This window comes from Tamaricihabitans halophyticus, assembly GCF_004340875.1.
GTDB lineage: Bacteria > Actinomycetota > Actinomycetes > Mycobacteriales > Pseudonocardiaceae > Tamaricihabitans > Tamaricihabitans halophyticus.
The window spans coordinates 325,376-348,161 of the sequence record NZ_SLXQ01000003.1 but is presented as its reverse complement, the minus strand read 5'-3'; the positions used below and the strand labels follow the sequence as shown (position 1 = coordinate 348,161).

Below are 22,786 nucleotides of genomic sequence, written 5' to 3'. Positions count from 1 at the left end.
CACGTGGAGCCACCGGCGAGAAACCCAGTCGACTAGTCGAACAACCGCGGTAGCGTGCCTTCCCATGCCTGCCGCAACTTCTCCAGCGAGAGCGTGGTCACGCCCTGGATCTCCAGCGAGCCGGACTCCGCGTCCACCACGCCGGTCTTGCGCCAGGGCAGCCCGCGAGCAGTGCACATCTCGGTGAACCGTGGCTCTTCGGTGCGTGGCACGGCAACCAGTACCCGGCCCGCGGATTCCGCGAACAGCTGTACGAACGGGTCCTGATCCGGATCAAGAATGATCCGCGCCCCGGTCTCGCCGATCAGGCAGGTTTCCACCGCGGCCTGCGCGAGCCCGCCTTCGGAGAGGTCGTGCGCGGCGGAAATCATCCCGTCCCGCGATCCGGCGATCAGGATCTCACCGAGCAGCTTCTCCCTGGCCAGATCGACCTTCGGCGGAGTTCCGCCGAGGTGCCCGTGCACGACGTGCGCCCATTCGGAGCCGTCCAGCTCGTCCGCGGTCTCACCGAGCAGCAGCAGCGTCTCGCCAGCTTCGGCACCGATCCCGGTGGGAATCCGCCGGCGCACATCATCGAGTACGCCGAGGACGCCAATCACCGGCGTAGGCAGGATCGCGGTGTCGCCAGTCTGGTTGTAGAAGCTGACATTGCCGCCGGTAACCGGGATACCCAGAGCCACACAACCATCCGCGAGACCACGGACTGCCTGCTGGAACTGCCACATCACCCCGGGGTCGGTGGCCGCGCCGAAATTCAAACAGTTGGTCACCGCGACCGGCTCAGCGCCACTGACCACCACGTTCCGGTAGGACTCGGCCAGGGCGAGCTGCGCGCCCTGGTATGGATCGAGTTCGCAGAACCGGCCGTTGCAGTCCGTGGCGATCGCGACTCCCCTACCGGTCTCCTCGTCGATCCGGACCACGCCGGTGTCGGCTGGCTGTGCGAGCACGGTATTGCCGCGTACGTAGTGGTCGTACTGCTGGGTGACCCAGGACCGGGATGCCAGGTTGGGCGAGGCGATCATCCGGAGCAGGGTCTGCTCCAGCTCGGCAGCGCCGCTCGGCCGGGTAAGCGCGGCCGAACCGTTGGCGCGCAAGGTGTCCTGTTTTTCCGGGCGCTGCACGGGACGTTGATACACCGGGCCTTCGTGTGCCACGGTGCGCGGCGGTACATCCACGACGGTTTCGCCGTGCCAGTCGATGACCAGCCGGTCGCCATCCGTCACCACGCCGATCTCGGTCGCCTGCACATCCCATTTCGCGCAGACCGCCAGGAACTCGTCCACATCGGATGGCTTGACGACCGCGCACATCCGCTCCTGGGACTCACTGGACAGGATCTCCGCGGGAGTCATTCCGGTGGCACGCAACGGAACCCGATCCAGGTCGATATGCATCCCGCCGTCGCCCGCGCTGGCCAGCTCGCTGGTCGCGCAGGAAAGTCCGGCACCGCCGAGGTCCTGGATGCCCACGACAATGCCGCGGCCGAACAGCTCGAGGCAGCATTCGATCAACACCTTCTCGGTGAACGGGTCACCGACCTGCACGCTCGGCAGCTTCTTGCGGCCGGCGGCGGACTCGTCGCCGTCGAACGACTCCGAGGCGAGCACCGATACCCCGCCGATCCCGTCCAGCCCGGTACTGGCGCCAAACAGGATGATCTTGTTGCCGACCCCGGATGCATGCGCCAGATGCAGGTCCTCGGCGCGCATCGCGCCCACGCACAGCGCGTTGACCAGCGGATTACCCGCATAGGTCCGATCGAAGACGACTTCGCCGCCAACGTTCGGCAGGCCAAGGCAGTTGCCGTAGCCGCCGACGCCGGCAACCACGCCCGGCAGCACTCGGCGAGTATCCGGCGCGTCAGCTGGGCCAAACCGCAGTGAGTCGAGCACCGCGAGCGGGCGCGCGCCCATCGCCATGATGTCGCGAACGATGCCGCCGACGCCGGTTGCCGCGCCCTGGTACGGCTCCACATAAGACGGATGGTTGTGCGATTCCGCCTTGAAGGTGACCGCCCAACCGTCCCCGATGTCCACCACGCCGGCGTTCTCGCCGATACCGGCGAGCATCTTGGCGCGCATCTCCTCGGTGGTGGTTTCCCCGAAGTACTTCAGGTGCACTTTGGACGACTTGTAGGAGCAGTGCTCGCTCCACATCACCGAGTACATGGCCAGCTCAGCCTCGGTCGGGCGCCGGCCGAGGATCTCCCTGATCCGCGCGTACTCGTCCTCGGCAAGGCCGAGCTCGCGGTACGGCTGCGGGGTATCCGGAGTCGTCGCCGCCTGGCTGACGCTGTCGATTACCGATACGGAAGTCACACTGCCACCAAAGAATCGAGCGCCGAATAGAACATGCCGAGCCCGTCGTCGGTCGGCCCGGTGAGCGGGTCAATGGCGTGCTCGGGATGCGGCATCAGCCCAACGACCCGACCGTTCTGGCTACAGATGCCCGCGATATCCCGCGCGGAACCGTTCGGGTTCTCGCCAACATAGCGGAAGACCACCCGACCCTCAGCTTCCAACTCATCCAAAGTGGACTTGTCGGCGAGGTAGCCGCCCTCGCCGGACTTCAGCGGGACAAGGATCTCCGCGTTCGGCTCGTACCGAGCCGACCAGGCGCTGCTGGTGTTCTCCACCCGCAGCCACTGATCCCGGCAGACGAAATGCAGTTTCGCGTTGCGCACCAGCGCACCAGGCAGCAGGCCGGCCTCACAGAGAATCTGGAAACCGTTGCAGATGCCCAGTACTGGCATGCCGCCTCGGGCGGCTTCCGCGACGGAGGTCATCACCGGCGCGAACCGGGCAATCGCGCCGCAGCGCAGGTAGTCGCCGTAGGAGAACCCGCCTGGCACGACGACGGCGTCCACGCCGTGTAGGTCCTCATCGGCGTGCCAGAGCGAAACGGCTTCCGCGCCGGCGAAGCGCACGGCACGCGCGGCATCCACATCGTCCAGCGTGCCGGGGAAGGTGATAACGCCGATCCTCACGGCTCCACCCGCCGCACGGACCAGTCTTCGATCACCGGGTTGGCCAGGAAGGATTCCGCGATCTTGGCGAGCGTGGCGTCATCGACGGAATCGTCGACCTCCAGCTCGAAGCGCTTTCCCTGACGAACCTCGGTCACCCCGGTGAAGCCAAGGCGCGGTAGCGCTCCGGCTACGGCTTTGCCTTGTGGGTCAAGGATTTCCGGTTTGGGCATGACGTCGACGACAACTCGGGCCACAGCGTGCTGCTCCTGATATTTGCGCAGGTCGGCGGTACCACCGCAGCGTACCTGAGCTGCCCGTGGCCGGCGCCGAGGCATCCGTCATAGCGCCATCGCCTCCAGGCCGGGTCAGCCGGCCTGTGCCCAGAGCGTGTCGAAGTTCCCGTCGAAATCCGCCACTACCCCGTCGTTGTCCAACGTGAGCAGCGTCTCGTCATGACCACGCAGGGCGGGCCCGGTGAGGTTGTGCGAACCGGCGAGCACCATGCTGCTACCTGCCGTGCCGTCGATATTGCCGTGCAGCACCAGATACTTGGAATGCAGCGGATCCAGCCGACCACGTACCGTGACGTTCTCCGCCCCGCCGAGCCGGTCGATGATGTAGTCGCTGAGGTCGGCACCGCCGAGCACGCGTACCGTACAGCCGAGCTTGCCGATCCGGATCAGTTCGTCCGCAACCGGCGCGCGTGACCCGGTGAACATCGCCTGCGCGACATCGACCGAGCAGCCGTCCTCCGCCTCGGTGATGGTGGAAAGCACGTCGACCACCGTGTCCGTGCTCGCCTCCGGTTCAGTGCCACCGTTCGAGTCGGCCCTCGGGGAGAAATGCGCGGTCGCCTTACTTGCCGTGGAGCTGATCTGCCCCACCGGCGAGTTCTCGTAGTAGTTGGCGTCCTTGTCCTGGGCGAGCAGATTGCCCATGTGCTGGACGAACTTGTCGTAGAAGTCCTGGTCATCGTGCAGCACTACGGCGTTGTTGTAGCTCTTGGTCTGCGAGCTGGTCAGGTTGTGCGAGCTGACCAGCACCACGTTCTGCTTGTCGCCGGTCGCGGAGAAGGTGAAGTTCTTGTTGTGGTTGATCGTCCCGTCGCCATCCCCGATGCACGAGGAATTGCTTCCGCTGCCGCTGCAGAACACCAGTTCGGTGAAGTTGGCGTCGCGCAACACGGCCATGGCCTCGTTGTCCGGCTTTGCGTTCGAACCGCCGGAGCCTTCCGAATCGATCGCCAGCCGGACTTGCACACCGCGCTGCTGGGCATCGGCCAGCGCCTCGGCGACCTGGGGTCGGGTCCAGGTGTACATCGCACCGTGGATCTCGGCACCCTCCGGCGCCTCGTTCACCAGCTGCACGATGTGTTCTTCGATCGCCGTATCCGGGGTGTCCCCGCTCGGCATGTTGAAAACGGTGTAGGCGCCAGGAGCCGCCGTGCCGTTCGCCGCCGCCTGTCCGGTTTGGGCCTGTCCGGTTTGGGCCAGGCCAGTCAGGCCGATGACCACGGCGAGGGTGGCGAGCAGTGCGGGCAGTCGACGAATCCGTAAGTGGGCCATGTACCGAAGCTAGGCGCCCGCTGTGTCCGGAACATCCAGCATTTTACGGTGTTCGCCGGAAGCGGATTCACTGGAATTATGTCTGGTTCTGGGCCAGGGTCGAGCGCATGCGAATGCTGGTGCTCGGTGGTACGTCAATGGTGGGACGCGCGGTCGCCGCTGCTGGGGTTGCCGCTGGATACGAAGTGGTCTGCGGGGCGCGCGGCGAGTCCGGCGCGGTGCCGGCTGGCGCCAGGCTGGTGCCCGTGGACCGGGATGGCGCCGATCCGTACGCACCGCTTGCCGATGAGCGATTCGACGCCGTGTTCGACATGGCGACGATGTCGTATCCATGGGTGTCCGACGCGTTGCGGGCGCTTGCCGGGCGCGCCGCGCATTGGACCTTTGTATCCAGTGCCAATGTCTACGCGGATACGGCCAGTAAGGGCCAGGATACGGATGCGCCGCTGGTCGAACCGCGCTACGACGCGGGGCCAGCCGAGCCGTCCGCCGATCCCGCCGTGTATGGCGCGGTCAAGGTGGCGAGCGAACGTGCCGTGCTGGATGCCTTCGGCTCGCGGGCCTTCGTCGTGCGGCCGGGGCTGATTGTCGGGCCGGATGACCGCAGCGATCGGTTCGGGTACTGGCCAGCGCGTTTCGAGCGCGGTGGGCGTGCACTGGTGCCGGATGTGCCGGAGCAGCCGATCCAGTATGTGGATGTGCGTGACCTCGCGGACTGGCTACTGCTCGCCGCGCGGGAGCGGATCGCCGGGGTGTACGACGCGGTGGGGCCGGCCCGGCCGTTGCCGGAGCTGCTGCGGGAGATCGCTGGGGTGCTCAATGCCCAGGTCGAGCTGGTGCCGCGCGGGCCAGCGGAGCTGTTCGCGGCGGGGATCAACCCGTGGGCGGGGCCGCGCTCGCTGCCGATGTGGTTGCCGGACAGCCACCTGGGGCTAGCGGCGCGGGCGCATGATCGCGCGGCTCGCGCTGGTTTGGCGCATCGGCCGTTGGCCGACACCGTGCGCGCGGCGCTTGCCAGGGAACACGAGCTCGGTGGCCTGGTGCGTTCCCGGATCGCCGGCCTCACCCCCGAAGAAGAAACCACCGCCCTCGCCTGACTCCCGCTAACCTTAAAGAACGCGGTCACGCTGAGTGCTCGGCGCACCCGCGCGCCACCCCGGTGGAGTGCTTTTCGGAACGAGAGGACCACTCGTAAGCCGAAGTTCCGCGGTCTGGCCAACAACGGCGAAAATCGCGGCATGCTCTTGCCATGAGCACTCGCATGATCAAGACAGCAGCACCGGAACTAACCGGCCCATTCCGCGGATCACATGCCCGCGCGGAGGGCTTAGTCACCGAGACCCAGTTACGCGGCCGACTCTTTCAGCGGCTGTTCCAGGATGTGTATGTCCCGTCAAACATCCCGATCACCCACGAACTGCGTTGCCGTGCGGTTGCGCTGGTTGCACCGGCAGAAACAATGCTCAGCGGCTGTTCGGCGATGGCCATACACGGCTTGGATCTCGCGAACTACTGGGAACCTGTCGAGGTAATCCTGCCAAGCTACGCGCGACCGAATACCCGTCGCGGACTCGATGTACGGCAACGAAGACTGACGCGCGACGAATGCGTGCCGTGGCAAGGCATATATCTGGCCAATCCACTGCGGGCGACTATCGACATGCTGACAAATTTCCGGCTGCGCAGGACCTTACCCAGCGCGGTGGCTCCGCTGGATGCCTTACTGCGCGCAGGATTCGTGGATCGGAAGATACTCGCTCCTGCGCTGGCTCACCGCAATGATCACGGAATCGTATGGGCGCGCGAAGTATTCGCACTTGCCGACCCGAGGGCGGAATCCCTGCCCGAATCCGAACTACGTGTACTCCTGGTCCTCGGTGGCCTCCATCCGGTGCCACAACTCGAGGTTCGGGTGGCTGGCCGGTTCGTCGCCCGGTTGGACCTCGGGTTCGCGGAAGAGAAGGTTGCGGTTGAGTACGACGGCGAATGGCATACCGCGGGCGCGCAACCAGAGCACGACCACCGCCGGCGGGCACGACTGACCGCAGCAGGCTGGTCCGTCATCGTCGTCACCCGCCGCTGGTTACGCGATGATCCGCGTGGAGTGATCCAGGCGGTCCGTGAGGCCATAGCAGCCCGCCGAGGCGATGCCGCTTGACCGAGTGGCGACGCTCCGTGTCCGCGTTCTTTAAGGTTAGCGAGATTTGTTGGGGTTAGCGGCGGCCGTGTAGGAAGCTGACGATCTTGCCGACCGCGGCGTCCATCTTCTTCGGACGATTGAAGCTGGTCAGGTTCACCGGAAGGCTGAACCGCTGGCGGACCATGGACTTGGTCCTGGCGAACTCACGCAATCCCTCCGGGCCATGAATACGCCCGAACCCGGATTCCTTGCTACCGCCGAACGGCAATTCCGGAACACCCGCGAAGCTGAGCACGGAATTGACCGAAGTCATCCCGGAACGCAGCCGGCGAGCCAATTCCATCCCACGCTCCTTGGCAAACACCGCGGAGCCCAAACCGTAATCCGAATCGTTCGCGCGCTGCACGGCTTCGTCCATATCGCGCACCCTGGCGATGGTCAGCGTCGGCCCGAACGTCTCCTCCCGCACCGCGGCCGCGTCCTCCGGCACATCCACCAACACCGTTGGTTGCACGTACCGATCGCCAACCGCGTCGGCACCGCCGACCAGGGCACGACCGCCGCGCGCGAGCGCATCGCTGATATGCCGGCGAATCACGTCCAGTTGGCTGGGCATCGTCATCGGCCCGTAGTTCGCATCGGCGTCCCCGCCAGCCCTGATCTTTCCGGCCAGCCCGGTCACCTTCGCCACGAACTCATCGTGCACCCGCTCGTGCACGTAAACCCGTTCAACCCCGATACAGGTCTGCCCCGCGTTGGCCATCCCGCCCCAGACCGCGGCGTCGGCCGCGGCATCCAGGTCCGCGTCCGCGTCCACCAGCAGGGCGTCCTTACCGCCGCATTCCAGCAGGACCGGGGTCAGCGTCTCGGCGCAGGCCGACATGATCTTGCGCCCGGTCGGCGCCGAACCAGTGAAGGCGATCTTGTCCACCCCGCTCCGGCACAACGCGGCGCCCGTCGCGCCGAACCCGGTGATCAGCTGGAACACCGGGTATTCCGGCACTGCCTCGGCGAACCGGTCAACCAGCCAGCGGCCCACCCCAGGGGTGAACTCACTGGGTTTGAACACCACCGCGTTACCCGCGGCGAGCGCATAGGCAATCGATCCCGTCGGGGTGAACACCGGATAGTTCCACGGTCCGATCACCCCGACCACGCCAAGCGGCTGGTACTCGACAGTGGCTGCCTGGTTGGCCATCAACATGCCGGACGGTCGGCGCTGCGGGCTCAGTACCTTGCGCGCGTGCTTTGCCACCCACGCGATGTGGTCGAGGCCGAGCACGATCTCCAGCATCGCATCCGCATTCGGTTTGCCGGTTTCCGCGCGCACCACCTCGGCCAGCTCCGCGGAGCCTCGGGCGATCGCGGCCTTCCATTGCCGCAACCGGTTCGCGCGCTCGGCGAAGCCAAGCTCCGCCCACCAGCGCGCGGCCTCCGTAGCCCGTTCCACCGCGGCAGCTACCTCCGCCTCGGTGTGTACCGGGTAGCTGCCGACGACCTCATCGGTCGCTGGATTGCGGGAGTCAAAGGTGTCCCGTGCCGCTCGCGCCGATTCGCCGCCCGTGGTTTGCACCGTCGTCATGAGCCTGCCCTTCAGGTCGCCTGTCGCCAGGCTACCGCTCGGTAATACCGCTGACGAGAGGTTTCACCCGCCTTTTTGGCAGGATGCCAAGAAGGCGACCAAGCAGCTGAACACGCCGGCCAGGAACGACACAGGCAAAGCAAGCAGGGCGATACTCAATGCGCCAAGGCCAAAGCCGACGCCCTGCACGGCCTGTAGGACGCCGAACCCTTCGGCACGCCGGTGCGCTGGCAAGACCTGCTGCAACTGCAACGCGACGATCGCGACGAGCGGCGCGGTTCCGATGCCGAGCAACGTGAGCCCGCCCAGAATCGCCGGCCAGCCCGAGGCAAAGGCGATAACCAGCCCGCCGGCGACCAGCGCCAGCAGACACAGTCGAGCCCTCGCTCGTGCGTCGATCACCAGGCGCGGGGCCAACCAGGCGTAGCAAATCCCCGCGGTCGCACTCGCGCCGGAGACCACCGCGATCAATGCGGCAGCGGTCCCTGCACCTCCGGACAACCGGCTGGCCAGCGCAAGTGTGCCCACCTCGACCACACTGAGCAGCTGTCCGACCGCGAATGCGCACGCCAACCAGCGAGCGATCGCCCGCACCGGAAATGGTGCACCGGTTCGTTCCGGCCTACGCACCGTCGTCGAGCGCACCATCACCGCGGCAACCAGGTACGCAAGTGCCATCCCGCCCACGGCGAAAGGTGCGCCAAAGTTCGCGAGGCCCGCGACGACCAGCGGGCCCGCAAGGATCACTAGGTCCATCAGCACGGCATCGACGGCGATCGCCCGTTCCAACGCACCCGCCGGCGCGGCGTATGGCAGTAGCGCTCGAAAGCCGCCCGAGATCGCGCCGGCAACCGACCCTGGCATAGCTACGAGCACGAACAACGTTGCTGTCGGCACCCGATCGTCGGTGAACAGGAGCAGCCCGGTCAGGGCCGACAGACAGAGCGCGGCAAGCACCAGCAGCGAGCGCAGCCCACGCGCTACGCCAATCCGGTCGAGCAGTCGACTGACCGGTGTCGCACCGAGCACTTCGGCGATCACGAAAACCGCCATCAGCACACCGCCCAACTGGTATGAGCCGGTCAGTTCGGTGGCCAGGAGGGCATAGCCAAGCGGCGCCATCGCGGGTGGCAACCTGGTTAGCTGCATCCCGGTTGACCAGCGCCAATATGTGGCGTCGCGATACAGTCCGGCCATGCCGACCACGGTCGCGTGACCCCTACCAGGTTCGACATCAATTCGGCGACGCCCGAATCTGTTCATGGTGGCAACCCGGCACGGAGGGATACCGATGTTGGAGCTCGTACTCGGCACGCAGGCCGCGGTGCAGCTGCGGTTCGCGTGCTCGCCACTACAGGAAACGCTTGCGGCCGTACAGGTACTGAACGGCACGCGCAGGTATCCGGTCTACGCCAACTGGCTTGCCGCGAGCACACCGCCCGAGGTCGCACAGCTGGCCACGCTGCTATCCGGCCGGCGATACTGCCCGGACTTCCTCACTCCGCCGCCGGAAGGACCGGACACCACGGCAGAATGGCAGCTTGCGCAGGTTCGAGCCACCCCGGCTAACCAGGTCGCCACCGAGCTGGTTAGCTCCGATGCGCGACCTGCGGACCTACCGGCAAACCCAGCAAGCGCCCGCGACCTACTCGCCGACCAGCTAGAACAAGTATGGCGGCAACTGTTGGAACCCGCATGGCCACGGCTGCGGATGACCCTGCACGCGGATATCGAGTACCGGGCAAGGCGGTTCGCCACGGCCGGGATCGCCCATGCGCTCACCGGGTTACACGCCAAGCTTCGTCTCGCCGAGCACACGGTGCTGGTGGACGGCAAGGGGCGCGGCCGAACCACTCTCGACGAGCGCGGTCTGCTGTTGCTGCCCAGCGTATTCGGCTGGCCCACACTGAACGTGATGCTGGTGCCACCGTGGCAGCCCACGGTGGTGTACCCAGCGCGGGGCGCCGGGGAGCTGTTCGGCCCACAGCCAGCCGAACCTTCGGCCGCACTTGCGGGCGTGCTCGGTCGCGCGAGGGCGGACCTGCTGCGAGTACTGCGTGAGCCGGCGAGCACGAGTGCCCTCGCGGCGACCCTGCACAGCGCGCCTAGCACGGTCTCCGAGCATCTACAGGCGTTGCGGGCCGCGGGGTTGGTCGCACGCGCCCGGGTGGGTCGGTCGGTGTACTACGAGTGCACCCGTCTCGGCGAAGCGCTGCTTGCCGGCGGCACGGATCCACACACGGGCGTTGTCGCGCGGCTGGAATGCGAATAGTCTCGGGGCCGAGCAGTGCAGCCAGCGCAGTGAGTCCAGTGCAGTGAGTGGAGCCCCGAGATGCGTATTGTCCACTATGGACACGCTTGTGTACTAGTTGAGACCGATTCGGCTCGGGTGCTGATCGACCCCGGCGCGTTCTCCACCAACTTCGAGCGGGAGCGGGAGCTCGACGCGGTTCTGATCACGCACCAGCACTTCGACCATATCGACGCGGAGCGGCTGCCCGCGCTGCTTGCGGAGAATCCGAACGCCCAGTTGATCACCGACCCCGGTTCGGCGGAAACCGTCGCGAAGCTCGAACTGCCGGCACGCACCGTGCAACCCGGCGACGAACTACGCTTCGGCGATACCGAGGTACACGTGGTCGGCGGCTCACATGCGGTGATCCACCCGGACATCCCGATGATCCCCAACGTTGGCTACCTGTTCGGCGACGGCGAGTTCTACCACCCCGGCGACTCCTTCCACCAGCCAGAACGGCCGGTCGACGTGCTCGCGCTACCCACCGGCGCACCCTGGCTCAAGGCAGCCGAAGCGGTCGATTTCCTGCGTGCGGTCCATCCTCGCCTCGCCGTACCCATCCACGAGGCAGTACTGGCCAACCCGGCCATGCACTACGGACTGTTCACGAACCTCGCACCGGACGGAACCGAGGTCCGGGTGCTACCGCGCGACGAATCAGCCACCGTCTAGCCGGGCCAGTCGCTGAGCGAGCGACCGCTGATCCGCTCGTAGGCTTCCACGTAGCGCGCCCGCGTGGCGACCACGATATCCTCGGGCAACGGCGGTGGCGGGGTATCCGAATCGCGATCCCAACCGGAGGCCGGCGACGTCAACCAATCGCGCACGAACTGCTTGTCGAACGACGGCTGCGAGCGCCCTGGCTGATACTCGTCTGCCGGCCAGTACCGAGACGAGTCCGGCGTCAGCACCTCGTCCGCGAGCACCAGCCCATCGTTGCTGTCCACACCGAACTCGAACTTGGTGTCCGCAAGGATGATGCCGCGCTCGCTGGCGTAGTCGGCGGCTCGCTGATAGATCGCCACGGTAGCCTCGCGCAGCTGTTCGGCTCTTGTCGCGCCGACCATCCGCTGCACCGCGGCAAAACTCACGTTCTCGTCATGCGCACCGATCTCGGCCTTGGTCGCCGGGGTGAAGATCGGCTCAGGCAACCTCGCCGCGTCCACAAGCCCCTCGGGCAACGCCACCCCGCACACCGCGCCGGTCTGCTGGTAGTCCGTCCAGCCCGAACCGGCAAGGTAACCGCGAGCTACGCACTCCACGGGCAGCATGTCGAGCTTGCGCACCAGCATCGCCCGCCCGCTTACCTCGGCCGGAATCCGCGGATCATCCACGGCCAGCACATGGTTGGCCACCGAATCGCCGAACAGTTCAAACCAGAACATGCTCATCGCCGTCAACACCCGACCCTTGTCCGGGATCGGCGTACGCAGCACGTGGTCAAAAGCGGAAATGCGATCCGAGGCGACGAACAGCAGGTGCTCGTCGTCAACCCGGTAAAGGTCACGCACCTTGCCGCGGGCGACATGCTGATAATCGGCGAGCTTCGACATAACGCCTACCCTATTCGGCCAGTGAGCCACCGCAACGCTGGACGCGCGGACACGCTGCTCGGCTCGCCGAGTCCGGCCCGAATCGGCACACTGATCAGATGGGCTACGACTGCATCAGCTGCACCACCGACTACGGCCTACAGGACGGATTCGTCGCTGCCTGCCATGGCGTGATCGCCAGGATCACCCCAACTACCCGGGTTATCGACATCACCCATTCCGTTGCACCACAGGATATCCGCGGCGGCGCCGCGGTCCTCGCGCAAACCGCCCCCTACCTGCCGAACGCGGTACACCTCGCCGTGGTCGACCCCGGTGTGGGCACCGCCCGCCGAGGGATCGTGCTGCTGGCCGAACGGGGCACACTGGTCGGCCCGGACAACGGGTTGCTGCTGCCGGCCGCCCGGGCACTCGGCGGCCCACGCGCGGCCTATCAACTGGAGAACGCCGAGTATCAGCTGCCGAGGGTTTCCGCCACGTTCCACGGCAGGGATGTGTTCGCGCCGGCGGCCGCGCACCTCACACGCGGGGTGCCGGCGGCCGAGTTCGGCCGCCCCATCGAGTTGGCGGAGCTGGTCGAGTTGCCGGAAGCTCGGGTGGAGGTCGAACGGGACGGGCTGCGCAGCGAGGTACGCACCATCGACCACTTCGGCAATGTGCAACTCGCCGCACCCGCGAGCGCCCTCGCCGAATGCGGCCTGACACCGGGCACCCGGGTGCGGATCGGCACCGGTACGGCGGCCCATGAATGCTCGGTACACCACACCTTCGGCGACGCGGTGCCTGGCGAGCTGCTGGTACTGGTGGATTCGGCCGGCTACGTAGCCCTTGCGGTACACGGTGGTTCCGCGGCCGACCGGCTGGCCGCCCGCTCGGTCCCGATGTTCAGCGTGACGCGGGTAGCCCGCTAGGACCAGTCGTGCACGATGAGCTGGTCGCCCTCGCTGATCTCACCTTCGCCGAGCACGGCCGCTTTCATCCCGAAGGTCACGCCACCATCCGGGGCGCGCCGGTAGCTCGCCAGCGTACGAATCGGTTCCGGCCCTGCCTTGCGCCCGGTTTCCTGATCCACGGTGGGTACCGCGCAGCGAACACAATCCTTGCCGAAACCGAGTTTCGCGGTGCCGATCGTCAACGTGTGCACCCGATCTTCGGTATGCGCCCGCGCCCAGCCGCGCACCACGATATTCGGCCGGAACCGGCTCATCGGTACCGGATCGCCGCCAGATTCCAGAATGCGCTCATTCAGTCCATCCAAAGAGGACAGTGAGGTGACGAGCAGCGCGCCCGAATCCGCGAAGTACAGCAAGCTGTCATGCCGGCCAGCCGCCACGCGATCGTGCTCCGCGTCGGCCCGGACCAGCCGGCATTGCATGCCAAGCCGGCTCGTCAACCACTCGGCAACCGCATCGCCCTGGTCGACTGCCGTGCCGGCCCACACGAACACCGATACGGCCAGCTGCTCGCCCGCGAAGCGCACCGGATGGTCGAACTCGGCACCATCCGGCCATCGCAGTAGCAGTCGCGTGCCGTCAGCGTTCAGCTCCGGCCGTAACGCGGCCAGCGCGGGCGCCCTGCGCTGGGTCAGCACGCCACCATCGGCGTCCACCAGCATGAATGATCGGTCCTGCGCCAATCCCGTCGCGAGCACCCGCGTGGTGCGGACTCGACTGCCCGCACAGCTTTTCACTGGGTAGTACCAGAGCTCGGCGACGGTCGCGGTCACAAAATCGCCTCCGGCAGGTAGTCGGCCGCATCACCGAACCGGTCTAACACATTGGACACTCGGGCGGCGACCGATTTTACTTGTGCATCGGCCTCACCGGTGAAGGAAAGCCGGTCGGCGATCAGCCCGGCCAGCTCGTCCCTGTTCAGCGGCAAACGATCATCGGCGGCGAGCCGGTCAAGCAGATCGTTGCGCTCGATCCCCTCCTCGCGCATCGCCAGCGCCACCGCGACGGCATGTTCCTTGATCAGCTCATGCGCGGTTTCCCTGCCAAGACCCGCGCGCACCGCGGCCATCAGGATCTTGGTGGTGGCAAGGAAGGGCAGGTAGCGGTCCAGCTCACGAGCGACCACCGCCGGGTAGGCGCCGAACTCGTCGAGCACCGTAAGGAAGGTCTGCGCGAGGCCGTCCAACGCGAAGAACGCGTCCGGCAGCGCCACCCTACGCACCACCGAGCAGGACACGTCTCCTTCGTTCCACTGGTCACCGGCAAGCTCCCCGGTCATCGAGGCATAGCCGCGCAGGATCACCGCGAAACCGTTCACCCGCTCGCAGGATCGAGTGTTCATCTTGTGCGGCATCGCGCTCGAACCGACCTGACCTGGCTGGAAGCCCTCGGTGACCAGCTCATGCCCGGCCATCAACCGGATCGTCTTGGCCAGGCTGGACGGCGCCGCGGCCAGCTGCACCAAAGTGGACACCACGTCGAAGTCGAGCGAGCGCGGGTAGACCTGCCCGACACTGGCAAGTACCCGATCAAAGCCGAGATGTTCGGCTACTTGGCGCTCCAAAGATTCCAAAGTGGAGGAGTCGCCGCCGAGAATGTCCAGCATGTCCTGGCTGGTGCCGACCGGCCCCTTGATCCCACGCAGTGGATAGCGATCGATCAGCTCGGTCAGCCGCTCGAAGGCGACAAGCAACTCGTCCGCGACCGTAGCGAACCGCTTGCCGAGCGTGGTGGCCTGCGCGGCGACATTGTGCGAGCGACCGGCCAGCACCAGCTCGCTGTGCTGTACAGCCAGGCTGGTCAACCTGCCGAGTACCGCCGCGAACCGGCCGCGGAGCAGCTCGAGCGAGCGCCGTATCTGTAGTTGCTCGACGTTCTCGGTCAGGTCCCGCGAGGTCATCCCCTTGTGCACCTGCTCGTGCCCGGCAAGCGCGTTGAACTCCTCGATACGCGCCTTCACGTCGTGCCTGCTCACCCGTTCCCGCTCGGCGATCGAGGCGAGGTTCACCTCTGGCAGCACCCGCCGGTAGTCAGCGAGTACCCGATCACCGTCCGGTACCTGCACGCCGAGCTCGAGTTGCGCGCGCAGCACCGCGAGCCACAGCTCCCGCTCCAGCCTGATCTTGTGCTCCGGCGACCAGAGTTCGGCAAGCTCGACCGAGGCGTACCGGCTGGCGAGGACGTTCGGGATACTAGGCTTAGCGCTCACTCCGGCAAGCTTAATCGCCCGCGCGCCCTTCCCTCGAGGGCCCGCCCACCCCCGCTAACCGTGCCGAACGCGGTTACGCAGCGCGGACACTGGAGTGCCGCGGCGGACCACGCCCCACACCCGGCGCAGGTTGGCCAGTGACTGGAACGGATCGTCCTCGACGATCAGCAGATCGGCCGGCGCGCCCGGCTGGATCACCCCGCCCACCCGGTCAAGTGCGGTAGCCGCCCGCGAGGTTCCCGCGCGCAGCGCATCCAACAGCGGCAAGCCGTAGTCGTGCAACATCTCCAGTTCGGCGACCAGCGAGGGATGCCCAATATGCGGAGCGCCCGCATCCGTACCGGCGATCACCGGCACCCCCGCGTCCAGCGCCATCGCGAAACTCTCCCGATGTGCGGTGACCACGGTGCGTGCCTTCTCCGCCGCGTAGGCCGGTACCTCCGGGCCCTCCGCGAGTGCACGGTAGGTTGCCAGTGTGGGGCAGAGCACCGTGCCCTGCGTACGCATCGCCTCGACGATCTCCTCGGTGAGGAACACCCCGTGCTCGATGGTGTCCACTCCGGCACGCACCGCGTTGCGGATGCCCTCGGTACCAAGGGCGTGCGCGGCGACTCGCTTGCCGAACCGGTGCGCCTCCTTCGCCAATACGGCCAGCTCCGCGTAGCTGAGCTCGCTCTGGCCGATCTCCTCCCCCTCGGACTGGCCGTAGACGCCACCGGTCGCCGCGGTCTTGAGCACCCCGGCGCCGATGCTCACCTGTTGCCGGACCGCACGGGTCACCGCATCGGCGCCGTCGCTGAAAATGCCCCAGAACGGATCATGTCCGCCAGTCATGATCACCGTACGTCCGGCGGCCACCACCGTCGGACCGTCCACAATGCCCCTGTCGATGGCGCGGGCCACGGTCACCGCGATATCCCAGTTGCTACCGAGATCGCGCACCATAGTCACCCCGGAGTCCAGCTGTGCTCGCGCGTTGGCCACCGCGCGCACCACGGTCAGCTGCTCGCCCTCGGAGTCCACGACCCGAACCGGATCCGGCCCGCCCGACCACACCAGATGCACGTGGCTGTCCACCAACCCAGGGACCACGAAGGCGCCGTCCAGCGCTACCTCGAGCGCACCGCCAGGCGCCTTTCCCACGCCGTACACCCCGCTGATCACCCCGTCGTCCAGCAGCAGATCCGCTGGTATCGGTTCGCTGGCCAGCCCGTCCCAGACCATGCCGTGCCGCAACACCATGCTCATCCGCGCACCTCGTGCAGCTGCCCGGCGCGCATCACGAACTCATGGCGCGAACCGTCAAGTATCCCGATATCCGTGGTCGGATCACCGTCCACAATGAGCAGATCCGCGGTCGCGCCCGGAATGACCTCGCCGACTTCGCCAGTCATCCGCAGCAATCGGGCCGCGTTCACCGTGGCCGCGCGAATCACCTCGATCGGCGGCTGCACCTGCGCCCGGATCGCGAACTCGCCGAGCTGATGCGGATGCATGCCACCGAGCAGATCCGTGCCGTAGACCAGGTTCACGCCAGCCTCGTACGCACGCCGCAGGGCGTCCAGACCGCGCCCGAGCACATCATCGACCTTCCGGTGCGATTCCGGTGGTAACCCGTAGTCCAGTCCTGCCGCGGCGAGCTGGTGGTAGGTCACCAGCGTGGGCACGAGGAAGGCGTCGTGTTCGCGGAACAGCGCAAGGCTCGTGTCGTCGAGCAGATTGCCGTGTTCGATGCAGCGCACCCCGTTGGCCAACCCTCGGTTGATCGCCGCCGCGGTATAGGCATGCCCGGTCACGTAACGGTTGGCCGCCTCGGCTTCCTCCACAATGGCACGGATCTCCTCGATCGCGAACTGGGTGGAGTCCACCCGGTCGGTCGGTGAGGCGACACCCCCGGAAAGCATGATCTTGATGTGATCGGCGCCGGTGCGCAGCTGTTCCCGCGTCGCCCTGCGCACCTCCGGCACGCCGTCACAGACCACTCCCATGCTCGGGCAACAGCGATGCTGGTCAAAGGCGAGTCGCCCGCGATGGCGCAGATCAGCGTGCCCGCCAGTCTGCGAGAGTGCCTTACCGCCGAAGACGATCCGGGGCCCGGGAAGCAGCCCCTCGGCCACCGCCTCGGCGAGCCCGTAGTCCGCGCCGCCGACATCGCGAACCGTGGTGAAGCCGCGCAGCAGCATGTCCCGCAGGATCCGCCCGCTCCGTGCGGCCACATAGTTCGGGGACCATTCGGCCTGCGCGGCGAGGTCCGCGGTGACCGCCGTGACGTGCACATGCGCGTCGATCAGGCCGGGCAGTACGGTCTTACCCGCCAGGTCGACCACCCGCGCGCCGGACGCGGCGACCTCCGTACCGCCGACTTCGGCGATCAGTCCATCGTGGACGAGTACCCGACGGTCCGGCAACAGCTCACCGGTACGCACGTCAAGTACGGTCGCGTTGTCGAGAAGTACATCTTCCATCAAGGGCACCCTTCTCAGCGCATTGCTTCGGCGAGCTTGCGTTGCCGCTCTTCGTTCGGTTTGGTCAGCAGGCTGCCAAGGACCAGCCCGAGCAGCGCCGCGGGCAGCGCGATCACCACGGCGTTCCACTCCATCGGCTTGTCCAGACCGAACTCCCAGACCAGCAGGGTCACCGTGCCGAGCAGCATGCTGGCCAGTGCGCCGAAGGTGGTGACCCTGCGCCAGAAGAGCACCGCGAGTACCGCCGGGGTGACCGCCACGCCGTACACGGTGTAGGAGTAGACCTGAAGATCAAGCACGGTCGGGAAGAACTGGCCCATGCCGTAGGCGAGCACCGCGACCAGCAGCACCGCCAGCCGGTGCAGCCGCAGTCGCGCGGCGTCGCCGACCTCCCGCTTTGTGTGTCTAATGTAGACGTCGTAGAGGATGTTGCCGCCGACCGAGAGCATGAACGAGGTAGCGGTGGTCACGATGAACGCCAGCGTGCCGGCGAGCAGCACTCCGCCGAGCACGGCGGGCAGGACCCCTTCGGAGGCCAGGGAAAGCACCGCGGCGTCCGGGTCGGCCAGCTTGGGCAGCAGGATCGAGGCGCCAGCGGCGAGAATCGCCACCGGGATGGTGATCAGGAAGCTGGCCAGGAAGAAACCAATGGTTGACTTACGCGCAGTTCCGGCGTCGCGGGCCGCGGCAAGCCGCTGGTACAGGTTCTGGTCGGCGAGGATCAGCAACAGCAGGGGCAGGAAGTAACCGAGTAGCTGCATGAAGTCGAGCCCACCGGAGAGTGTCCGCGAGCTCTCCGGAAGCTGGGCAATGAACTCGGCTGGCGAACCAATCGCGACAAGCACGATCGGCACCGCGGCAAGTAGCGAGAACACGATCAGTACCGCGGAGAGGAAGTCCGTCCACGCCACCGAGAAGAGCCCGCCGGAGAAGGCAAGGAAGGTCACCACCACGGCGACGAGCGCGGTCGCCTGGCCAGCCGAAAGTGGCGTCACCAGGCTGATGATGTAGCCGCCGCCGATGAACTGGTATGCGGTGATCCCCACGTAGGCGAGCAGGATCACCACGGCACCAACCATCCGGACCCCGTGCCCGAACCGCAGTTCGAGCAGTTCCGGAATGGTGTGGTTGGACAGTTTGCGCAGTTTGGCCGCCGCGAAGTACAGGATGATGATGCCGACCGGCGTGCCGCCGAAGAAGATCATCGCGGCGAGCGGGCCGTAGTTGTACGCGAAGTTCGCGCCGCCGATCACCGTGCCGGAGCCAACCCAGGTGGCAAGCAGCGTGCCGATCAGCACGATGCGCGGCAGCCGCCGGCCGGCGAACAGGAACTCCTCACCGCTGCGGATCTTGCTTGCCCTGGAGAAATAGAGGCCGATCGCAAGCATCACCGCGAGGTAGCCGATGAGCATTGCCAGATGCACCGTTTGCATTCCGCCTCCGAACGCCGAAGTGGATGCAATAGTTACATCACTCATTCGATTGATGCAATATTTGTTGTACACATCGCGGGTGGCAATACGCTGGGAGCCGGCTGCCGAGGGTGGGAGGTAAGGGATGGGCGCACCGGGTTCGACAACGGTCCAGGACTGGCTGGCCGGGCGAGCGGGCGAGGTCGCGCTTGGCCCCGCGGCCAGTCGAGTCGTGGATATCCTGGCGACCCAGCCGCATCTGGCCTCCTACGCGTCGACGGCCGACCTCGCCGAGCGGGCAGCGGTGAACGTGGCGACCGTGGTACGCACGGCGCGGCAACTGGGTTTCTCCGGCTGGCCGCAACTGCGGCTGGAACTGCGCAACCGCTACCTCGCCTCGCTGTCCGCGCCGCAGGTACTCGCCGAACACGGCGACAACCCGAGCAACCCCGCCGCGGAGGCGATCCAGCGCGATATGGAAAGCCTCGCGTTGCTGGCACGCACCGTTGATATGGAGGCGATTCGCGCGATCGCCGGCGCCATCACGGCCGCGTCCAGAACCGTGGTGATCGGCTCGGGCACCTTCGCCGCGCCCGGCGTCCAGCTCGCGCACGCGAGCACGAGTATGGGCATGGACGTGCTGCTCGAGCGACACTTCGGCACGCAGCTGGCGAATACCGTCACCCGGTTGACCAAGCAGGACTGTCTACTAGCGGTAAACCTGTGGTGGTTGCCGAAGGAAGTGCTCGAGGCGAGCCGGATCGCCCGCGAGCAAGGCGTCACCACCTGCGCGATCACCGATCTCGGCAGCTCGCCGCTCGCCGAGGTATCCGATCACGTGATCATCGTGCCGAGCGAGGGCGTCAGCTCGTTTCCCTCACTCACTCCAGCGATGGCCGTAGTGCACGGGATTCTCGCGGAATTGACCGTACTCGCCGGGCCGGAGTGCCAGCGCGCGATGGAGCGGACCGAAGCGGCCTGGGCGCGGATGCGCCTGTTCCACTAGCGTGCGCGTCAGCGGAGGTCGTCGACCATTTCCTCGGCCATCGCGCGCAGCTGGTTGGTGCTCACCGGGGTGACCATCACCCAGTCGCCGCCACGTCGAACGCTGTACCTGCCATGTGGGGTATCCACCCAGTTCACCGTATGCGGGGTCCGAGCCCGCCCGCGCACCCCGCGCACACTGCAGCCCAGCCGACCGCCGCCGACTCGCTCGGAAACGGCCGTGGCGATGGTATTCGCCTCCGCGCCACGGACCCCGGAATCCCGCAGTATCTCGACGAAGCCGGAAACCCCGTGTCGATCACCTTCCGCACAGGCGCGCAGGTAATCGTCCCAGCGCACATTCGCGCCCATCCCGTTGCCAGCCGGCAACTCCGGGAGCGCGGCGAGCAGCGCGGAGATCATGCCATGATCGCCCACCGGTCCGATCCGCACCTCGTTACCGACGATCGCCGCCCCGGCAACGCCGGACGAGCCGGACACGGTCATCGCCCGCAATCCCGCGCCCTGGCCCTCGGCATGCAGATCCACGGACAGCTTGTGATCGGCGAGCAACCGGAGATAGATACCGAGATCACGGGCTGGCGCATGTACCGTGCCAAGCCCACGCTCGGTCAGCGTCCGGCTGGCCTCCTCGACCAGTCGGGCACGGTGCGCTTCAGTACGGCCGACATGCGCGACGTTCAGCGGCACCGGGAACTCACCGAGTTCCGCGAAAGACCACAGCAGAAAGAACTCGGCCGAACTCAGCTGGATCCAGCCGGAGTTCTCGTCACGCACGCCGCTTTTCCTCCCCGATCACCGGTGGCACTACCTTGCCGTCGACCTTCCAGATGTCCTCATCCTCGGTGAGGTAGCTGGGTACCTTGCGCTCCTCGTCGTTGCCGCGCCCAGCACCCATGCCGGCACCCATCGGCACGCCGCCCATCATGCCGCCACGACCACCGGCCTGGCCAGCGGCGCTCCCCGCGCTTGCGGCCCTGGCAGCCGCACCGGCCTCGCCACTACCGGTCAACGTGCCGGCACGCACTGGCGATTCGGCGCCGGTGCGCATTCCGGCGGCCACTCCGCCGACGGCGGCACCGCCCGCAGCGGCACCCGCTCCGGCACCGCTGCCCACACCTGCGGGTGTGCCGGCGGGTCCACCTCCTACGGTGCCACCACCGCCGCCTGGGGTGCTCGATGTCGTCGTGCTGTCGTCCTCATCATCCGGCCGGCGGCGCGGCTGGTCCTGCTCGGGCGGATTGCTCCGTACTCGGTCGTCCGGGTTCGGGTGCGAGAAATCAGGTAGCCGCTGGTACACGTTGTAGCTGCCCTTTTGGTAGCGACTCATGACCTCAGCGGCCTTCCGATGCGACTCCTGCACCGGTCCATCGGAGTCGGACGGATCCGCGACGATTCCCGGGGCACTGCTGAAGTCGCCGGCCGACATCGGGCTGGTCGCGCCGTCTGAAACAGGCGCGGCAGAGGCCGATCCGCCCTGCGCCGTCATGATCGGCGGCGGCATCTCCCGACGCATCACTTCCGCGTGCTGGTCCTGTTCCCGTGCGAGGATGCCCATCTTGTTCGCCAGCTCGCCGTTGTCGACCGCCCAGTTCGCCAGCCTGGCCAGGTGTTCCCGCGCGGCCTGCGCGGCGACTCCCTGCCAGGTATCCGCCGCGTCGTTGAACAGCCGGCGCAGATCCTCGCCAACCTCGGTCAACTGCTCGCCAACCGACTTCCACTCGGACCAGAGTGCTACGTCCGCGTTGTAGAGGCCATCGCCCGGCTCGGCCATCCGCGCGAGTTCGGGATGCGACCAGGTTTCCCAGTCGACGTACTGGCCAAGCTCGTCCTCGCCGGGTTCTGGCTCCGGTGGCGGACCGTCCGGACAATCCGGTAGCTCCGGCGGTGGTAGCGGCGGCCCGGGAATGCACGGGCTACCCACGACCAGGCTCGGGTTCGTACCGTCCGCTGACCCGCCATCGAAGTGCTCGGTGAAACTCTCGCCGCTCATCGCGCTTCCTCCACACCGCGTCCTGGCAGGTTATGCGCCGGCACCCCGAGGTCAGCCAGCGAGCTCCGCAGCTTTCGCGCGGTGTCGTCGTCGATTTCCTCGTACAGCCCAGCCGCGTACTTCACGGTCAGCCGCAGATCGTCCAGCACCTTGTCGAACTCGGCGATTACCTGCTGAAAGGAGGCCTCCTCGCCGTTCGCCTTTCCACGCAGTTTGTGATTCATCACCTGGCCCACCCAGTTATCGCCCAGGTCAAGCGGGCTGTCCAGCACACCGGAGTCCTTGGTTAGCTGCGTGACCCGCGCGCGGAGTTGAGTGAGGTCAAACAGCAGCTTGCGACCCCGCTCCGTGTCCAGGTAGAGGTCACCGGATTCGGCATGTTCCTTGGTCTCCCGCACGCCACTCGCCGCCTGGCCGAGCGATGCCTGCGCCGAACCTGGCAGCGAAGGCCCGAGCTGGTCGGTCGGCGGACCGTAGACGGCCTCTGACGATTCGGACATTCTTCCCACTCCCGGATCAACTGGAGTTTGGCCGGGGCAACTGACCCCGCATGACGTGACACTTAGACCCCGACTGTACCGACCGGGTTCCATCGCAATGACGCTTTGTCGATGAGAATAGTTGCCCTAACAAGTAAAACAT

General features: G+C 66.7%; 21 protein-coding genes. 6 read left to right on the top strand and 15 right to left on the bottom strand.

Features of this window, described 5'->3' with window-relative positions; genetic code table 11:
* Positions 1 to 32 precede the first annotated feature (32 nt).
* From purL to EV191_RS12065, 4 genes are all read right to left on the bottom strand, one after another.
* Complete coding sequence (purL, locus tag EV191_RS12080; RefSeq protein WP_132877065.1) at positions 33 to 2,321, bottom strand: phosphoribosylformylglycinamidine synthase subunit PurL; 2,289 nt, start codon at positions 2,319 to 2,321, stop codon at positions 33 to 35.
* Positions 2,318 to 2,989, bottom strand: a complete 672-nt coding sequence (purQ, locus tag EV191_RS12075; protein ID WP_132877064.1) for a phosphoribosylformylglycinamidine synthase subunit PurQ — start codon at positions 2,987 to 2,989, stop codon at positions 2,318 to 2,320. Before purQ ends, purL begins: the two co-directional genes overlap by 4 nt.
* On the bottom strand, positions 2,986 to 3,225 hold the full coding sequence (gene purS, locus EV191_RS12070) for a phosphoribosylformylglycinamidine synthase subunit PurS (RefSeq protein WP_132877063.1): 240 nt from the start codon (positions 3,223 to 3,225) through the stop codon (positions 2,986 to 2,988). The genes purQ and purS overlap by 4 nt, the downstream gene beginning before the upstream one ends.
* A gap of 111 nt (positions 3,226 to 3,336) precedes the next feature.
* Positions 3,337 to 4,536 (bottom strand): phospholipase D-like domain-containing protein, encoded by a 1,200-nt coding sequence (locus EV191_RS12065; protein WP_132877062.1) that lies wholly within the window; start codon positions 4,534 to 4,536, stop codon positions 3,337 to 3,339.
* Positions 4,537 to 4,643: 107 nt separating this feature from the next.
* On the opposite strand from EV191_RS12065, the gene EV191_RS12060 reads away from it, so the two are divergent.
* Positions 4,644 to 5,633 (top strand): NAD-dependent epimerase/dehydratase family protein, encoded by a 990-nt coding sequence (locus EV191_RS12060; RefSeq protein ID WP_132877061.1) that lies wholly within the window; start codon positions 4,644 to 4,646, stop codon positions 5,631 to 5,633.
* Between the two features lie 152 nt (positions 5,634 to 5,785).
* Positions 5,786 to 6,694: an endonuclease domain-containing protein gene (locus EV191_RS12055; RefSeq protein ID WP_243658903.1), complete on the top strand. Its 909-nt coding sequence runs from the start codon at positions 5,786 to 5,788 to the stop codon at positions 6,692 to 6,694.
* A gap of 55 nt (positions 6,695 to 6,749) precedes the next feature.
* Here the strand turns inward: EV191_RS12055 and EV191_RS12050 are convergent, their stop codons facing one another.
* Both EV191_RS12050 and EV191_RS12045 read right to left on the bottom strand, forming a co-directional pair.
* Positions 6,750 to 8,258 (bottom strand): aldehyde dehydrogenase family protein, encoded by a 1,509-nt coding sequence (locus EV191_RS12050; RefSeq protein ID WP_132877060.1) that lies wholly within the window; start codon positions 8,256 to 8,258, stop codon positions 6,750 to 6,752.
* Between the two features lie 63 nt (positions 8,259 to 8,321).
* Positions 8,322 to 9,455 carry an MFS transporter gene (locus tag EV191_RS12045; RefSeq protein WP_132877059.1) on the bottom strand — a complete coding sequence of 378 codons (1,134 nt, stop codon included), beginning with the start codon at positions 9,453 to 9,455 and terminating at the stop codon, positions 8,322 to 8,324.
* A gap of 94 nt (positions 9,456 to 9,549) precedes the next feature.
* On the opposite strand from EV191_RS12045, the gene EV191_RS12040 reads away from it, so the two are divergent.
* Together EV191_RS12040 and EV191_RS12035 are read left to right on the top strand one after the other, a co-directional pair.
* Positions 9,550 to 10,530 carry an ArsR/SmtB family transcription factor gene (locus EV191_RS12040; RefSeq protein WP_132877058.1) on the top strand — a complete coding sequence of 327 codons (981 nt, stop codon included), beginning with the start codon at positions 9,550 to 9,552 and terminating at the stop codon, positions 10,528 to 10,530.
* Between the two features lie 60 nt (positions 10,531 to 10,590).
* Positions 10,591 to 11,226 (top strand): MBL fold metallo-hydrolase, encoded by a 636-nt coding sequence (locus EV191_RS12035; RefSeq protein WP_132877057.1) that lies wholly within the window; start codon positions 10,591 to 10,593, stop codon positions 11,224 to 11,226.
* Here EV191_RS12035 and EV191_RS12030 read toward each other — a convergent pair.
* Complete coding sequence (locus EV191_RS12030) at positions 11,223 to 12,107, bottom strand: phosphoribosylaminoimidazolesuccinocarboxamide synthase (RefSeq protein WP_132877056.1); 885 nt, start codon at positions 12,105 to 12,107, stop codon at positions 11,223 to 11,225. The genes EV191_RS12035 and EV191_RS12030 overlap by 4 nt on opposite strands.
* A 98-nt stretch (positions 12,108 to 12,205) precedes the next feature.
* Here EV191_RS12030 and EV191_RS12025 point away from each other — a divergent pair, with 98 nt between their 5' ends.
* A complete protein-coding gene (locus tag EV191_RS12025) occupies positions 12,206 to 13,018 on the top strand; it encodes an SAM hydrolase/SAM-dependent halogenase family protein (RefSeq protein ID WP_132877055.1) in 813 nt (270 codons plus the stop codon).
* Here the strand turns inward: EV191_RS12025 and EV191_RS12020 are convergent.
* From EV191_RS12020 to EV191_RS12000, 5 genes are read right to left on the bottom strand one after another with little or no spacing between them, the layout of a single operon-like run.
* Positions 13,015 to 13,833, bottom strand: coding sequence for an MOSC domain-containing protein (locus EV191_RS12020; RefSeq protein WP_132877054.1), 819 nt, complete (start codon positions 13,831 to 13,833; stop codon positions 13,015 to 13,017). The two genes, EV191_RS12025 and EV191_RS12020, sit on opposite strands and share 4 nt — an antisense overlap.
* Positions 13,830 to 15,269 carry an adenylosuccinate lyase gene (gene purB / locus EV191_RS12015; RefSeq protein WP_132877053.1) on the bottom strand — a complete coding sequence of 480 codons (1,440 nt, stop codon included), beginning with the start codon at positions 15,267 to 15,269 and terminating at the stop codon, positions 13,830 to 13,832. The genes EV191_RS12020 and purB overlap by 4 nt, the downstream gene beginning before the upstream one ends.
* Positions 15,270 to 15,323: 54 nt before the next feature.
* A complete protein-coding gene (locus EV191_RS12010) occupies positions 15,324 to 16,517 on the bottom strand; it encodes a metal-dependent hydrolase family protein (protein WP_132877052.1) in 1,194 nt (397 codons plus the stop codon).
* Positions 16,514 to 17,734, bottom strand: a complete 1,221-nt coding sequence (locus EV191_RS12005) for a metal-dependent hydrolase family protein (RefSeq protein WP_132877051.1) — start codon at positions 17,732 to 17,734, stop codon at positions 16,514 to 16,516. Before EV191_RS12005 ends, EV191_RS12010 begins: the two co-directional genes overlap by 4 nt.
* A gap of 14 nt (positions 17,735 to 17,748) precedes the next feature.
* Positions 17,749 to 19,167, bottom strand: a complete 1,419-nt coding sequence (locus EV191_RS12000; protein WP_132877050.1) for a sodium:solute symporter family protein — start codon at positions 19,165 to 19,167, stop codon at positions 17,749 to 17,751.
* Positions 19,168 to 19,291: 124 nt separating this feature from the next.
* Here EV191_RS12000 and EV191_RS11995 point away from each other — a divergent pair, with 124 nt between their 5' ends.
* The gene (locus EV191_RS11995) at positions 19,292 to 20,152 is read left to right on the top strand and encodes a MurR/RpiR family transcriptional regulator (RefSeq protein WP_132877049.1); all 861 of its coding nucleotides are present in this window, start codon (positions 19,292 to 19,294) and stop codon (positions 20,150 to 20,152) included.
* 8 nt (positions 20,153 to 20,160) lie between these two features.
* Here the strand turns inward: EV191_RS11995 and EV191_RS11990 are convergent, their stop codons facing one another.
* Genes EV191_RS11990 through EV191_RS11980 form a run of 3 tightly spaced genes read right to left on the bottom strand, consistent with a single transcriptional unit; the run spans position 20,161 to position 22,644 of the window.
* Complete coding sequence (locus EV191_RS11990; protein ID WP_132877048.1) at positions 20,161 to 20,928, bottom strand: ESX secretion-associated protein EspG; 768 nt, start codon at positions 20,926 to 20,928, stop codon at positions 20,161 to 20,163.
* On the bottom strand, positions 20,921 to 22,144 hold the full coding sequence (locus tag EV191_RS11985) for a hypothetical protein (protein ID WP_132877047.1): 1,224 nt from the start codon (positions 22,142 to 22,144) through the stop codon (positions 20,921 to 20,923). Before EV191_RS11985 ends, EV191_RS11990 begins: the two co-directional genes overlap by 8 nt.
* Positions 22,141 to 22,644: a hypothetical protein gene (locus EV191_RS11980; RefSeq protein ID WP_132877046.1), complete on the bottom strand. Its 504-nt coding sequence runs from the start codon at positions 22,642 to 22,644 to the stop codon at positions 22,141 to 22,143. The genes EV191_RS11985 and EV191_RS11980 overlap by 4 nt, the downstream gene beginning before the upstream one ends.
* Positions 22,645 to 22,786: the final 142 nt, after the last annotated feature.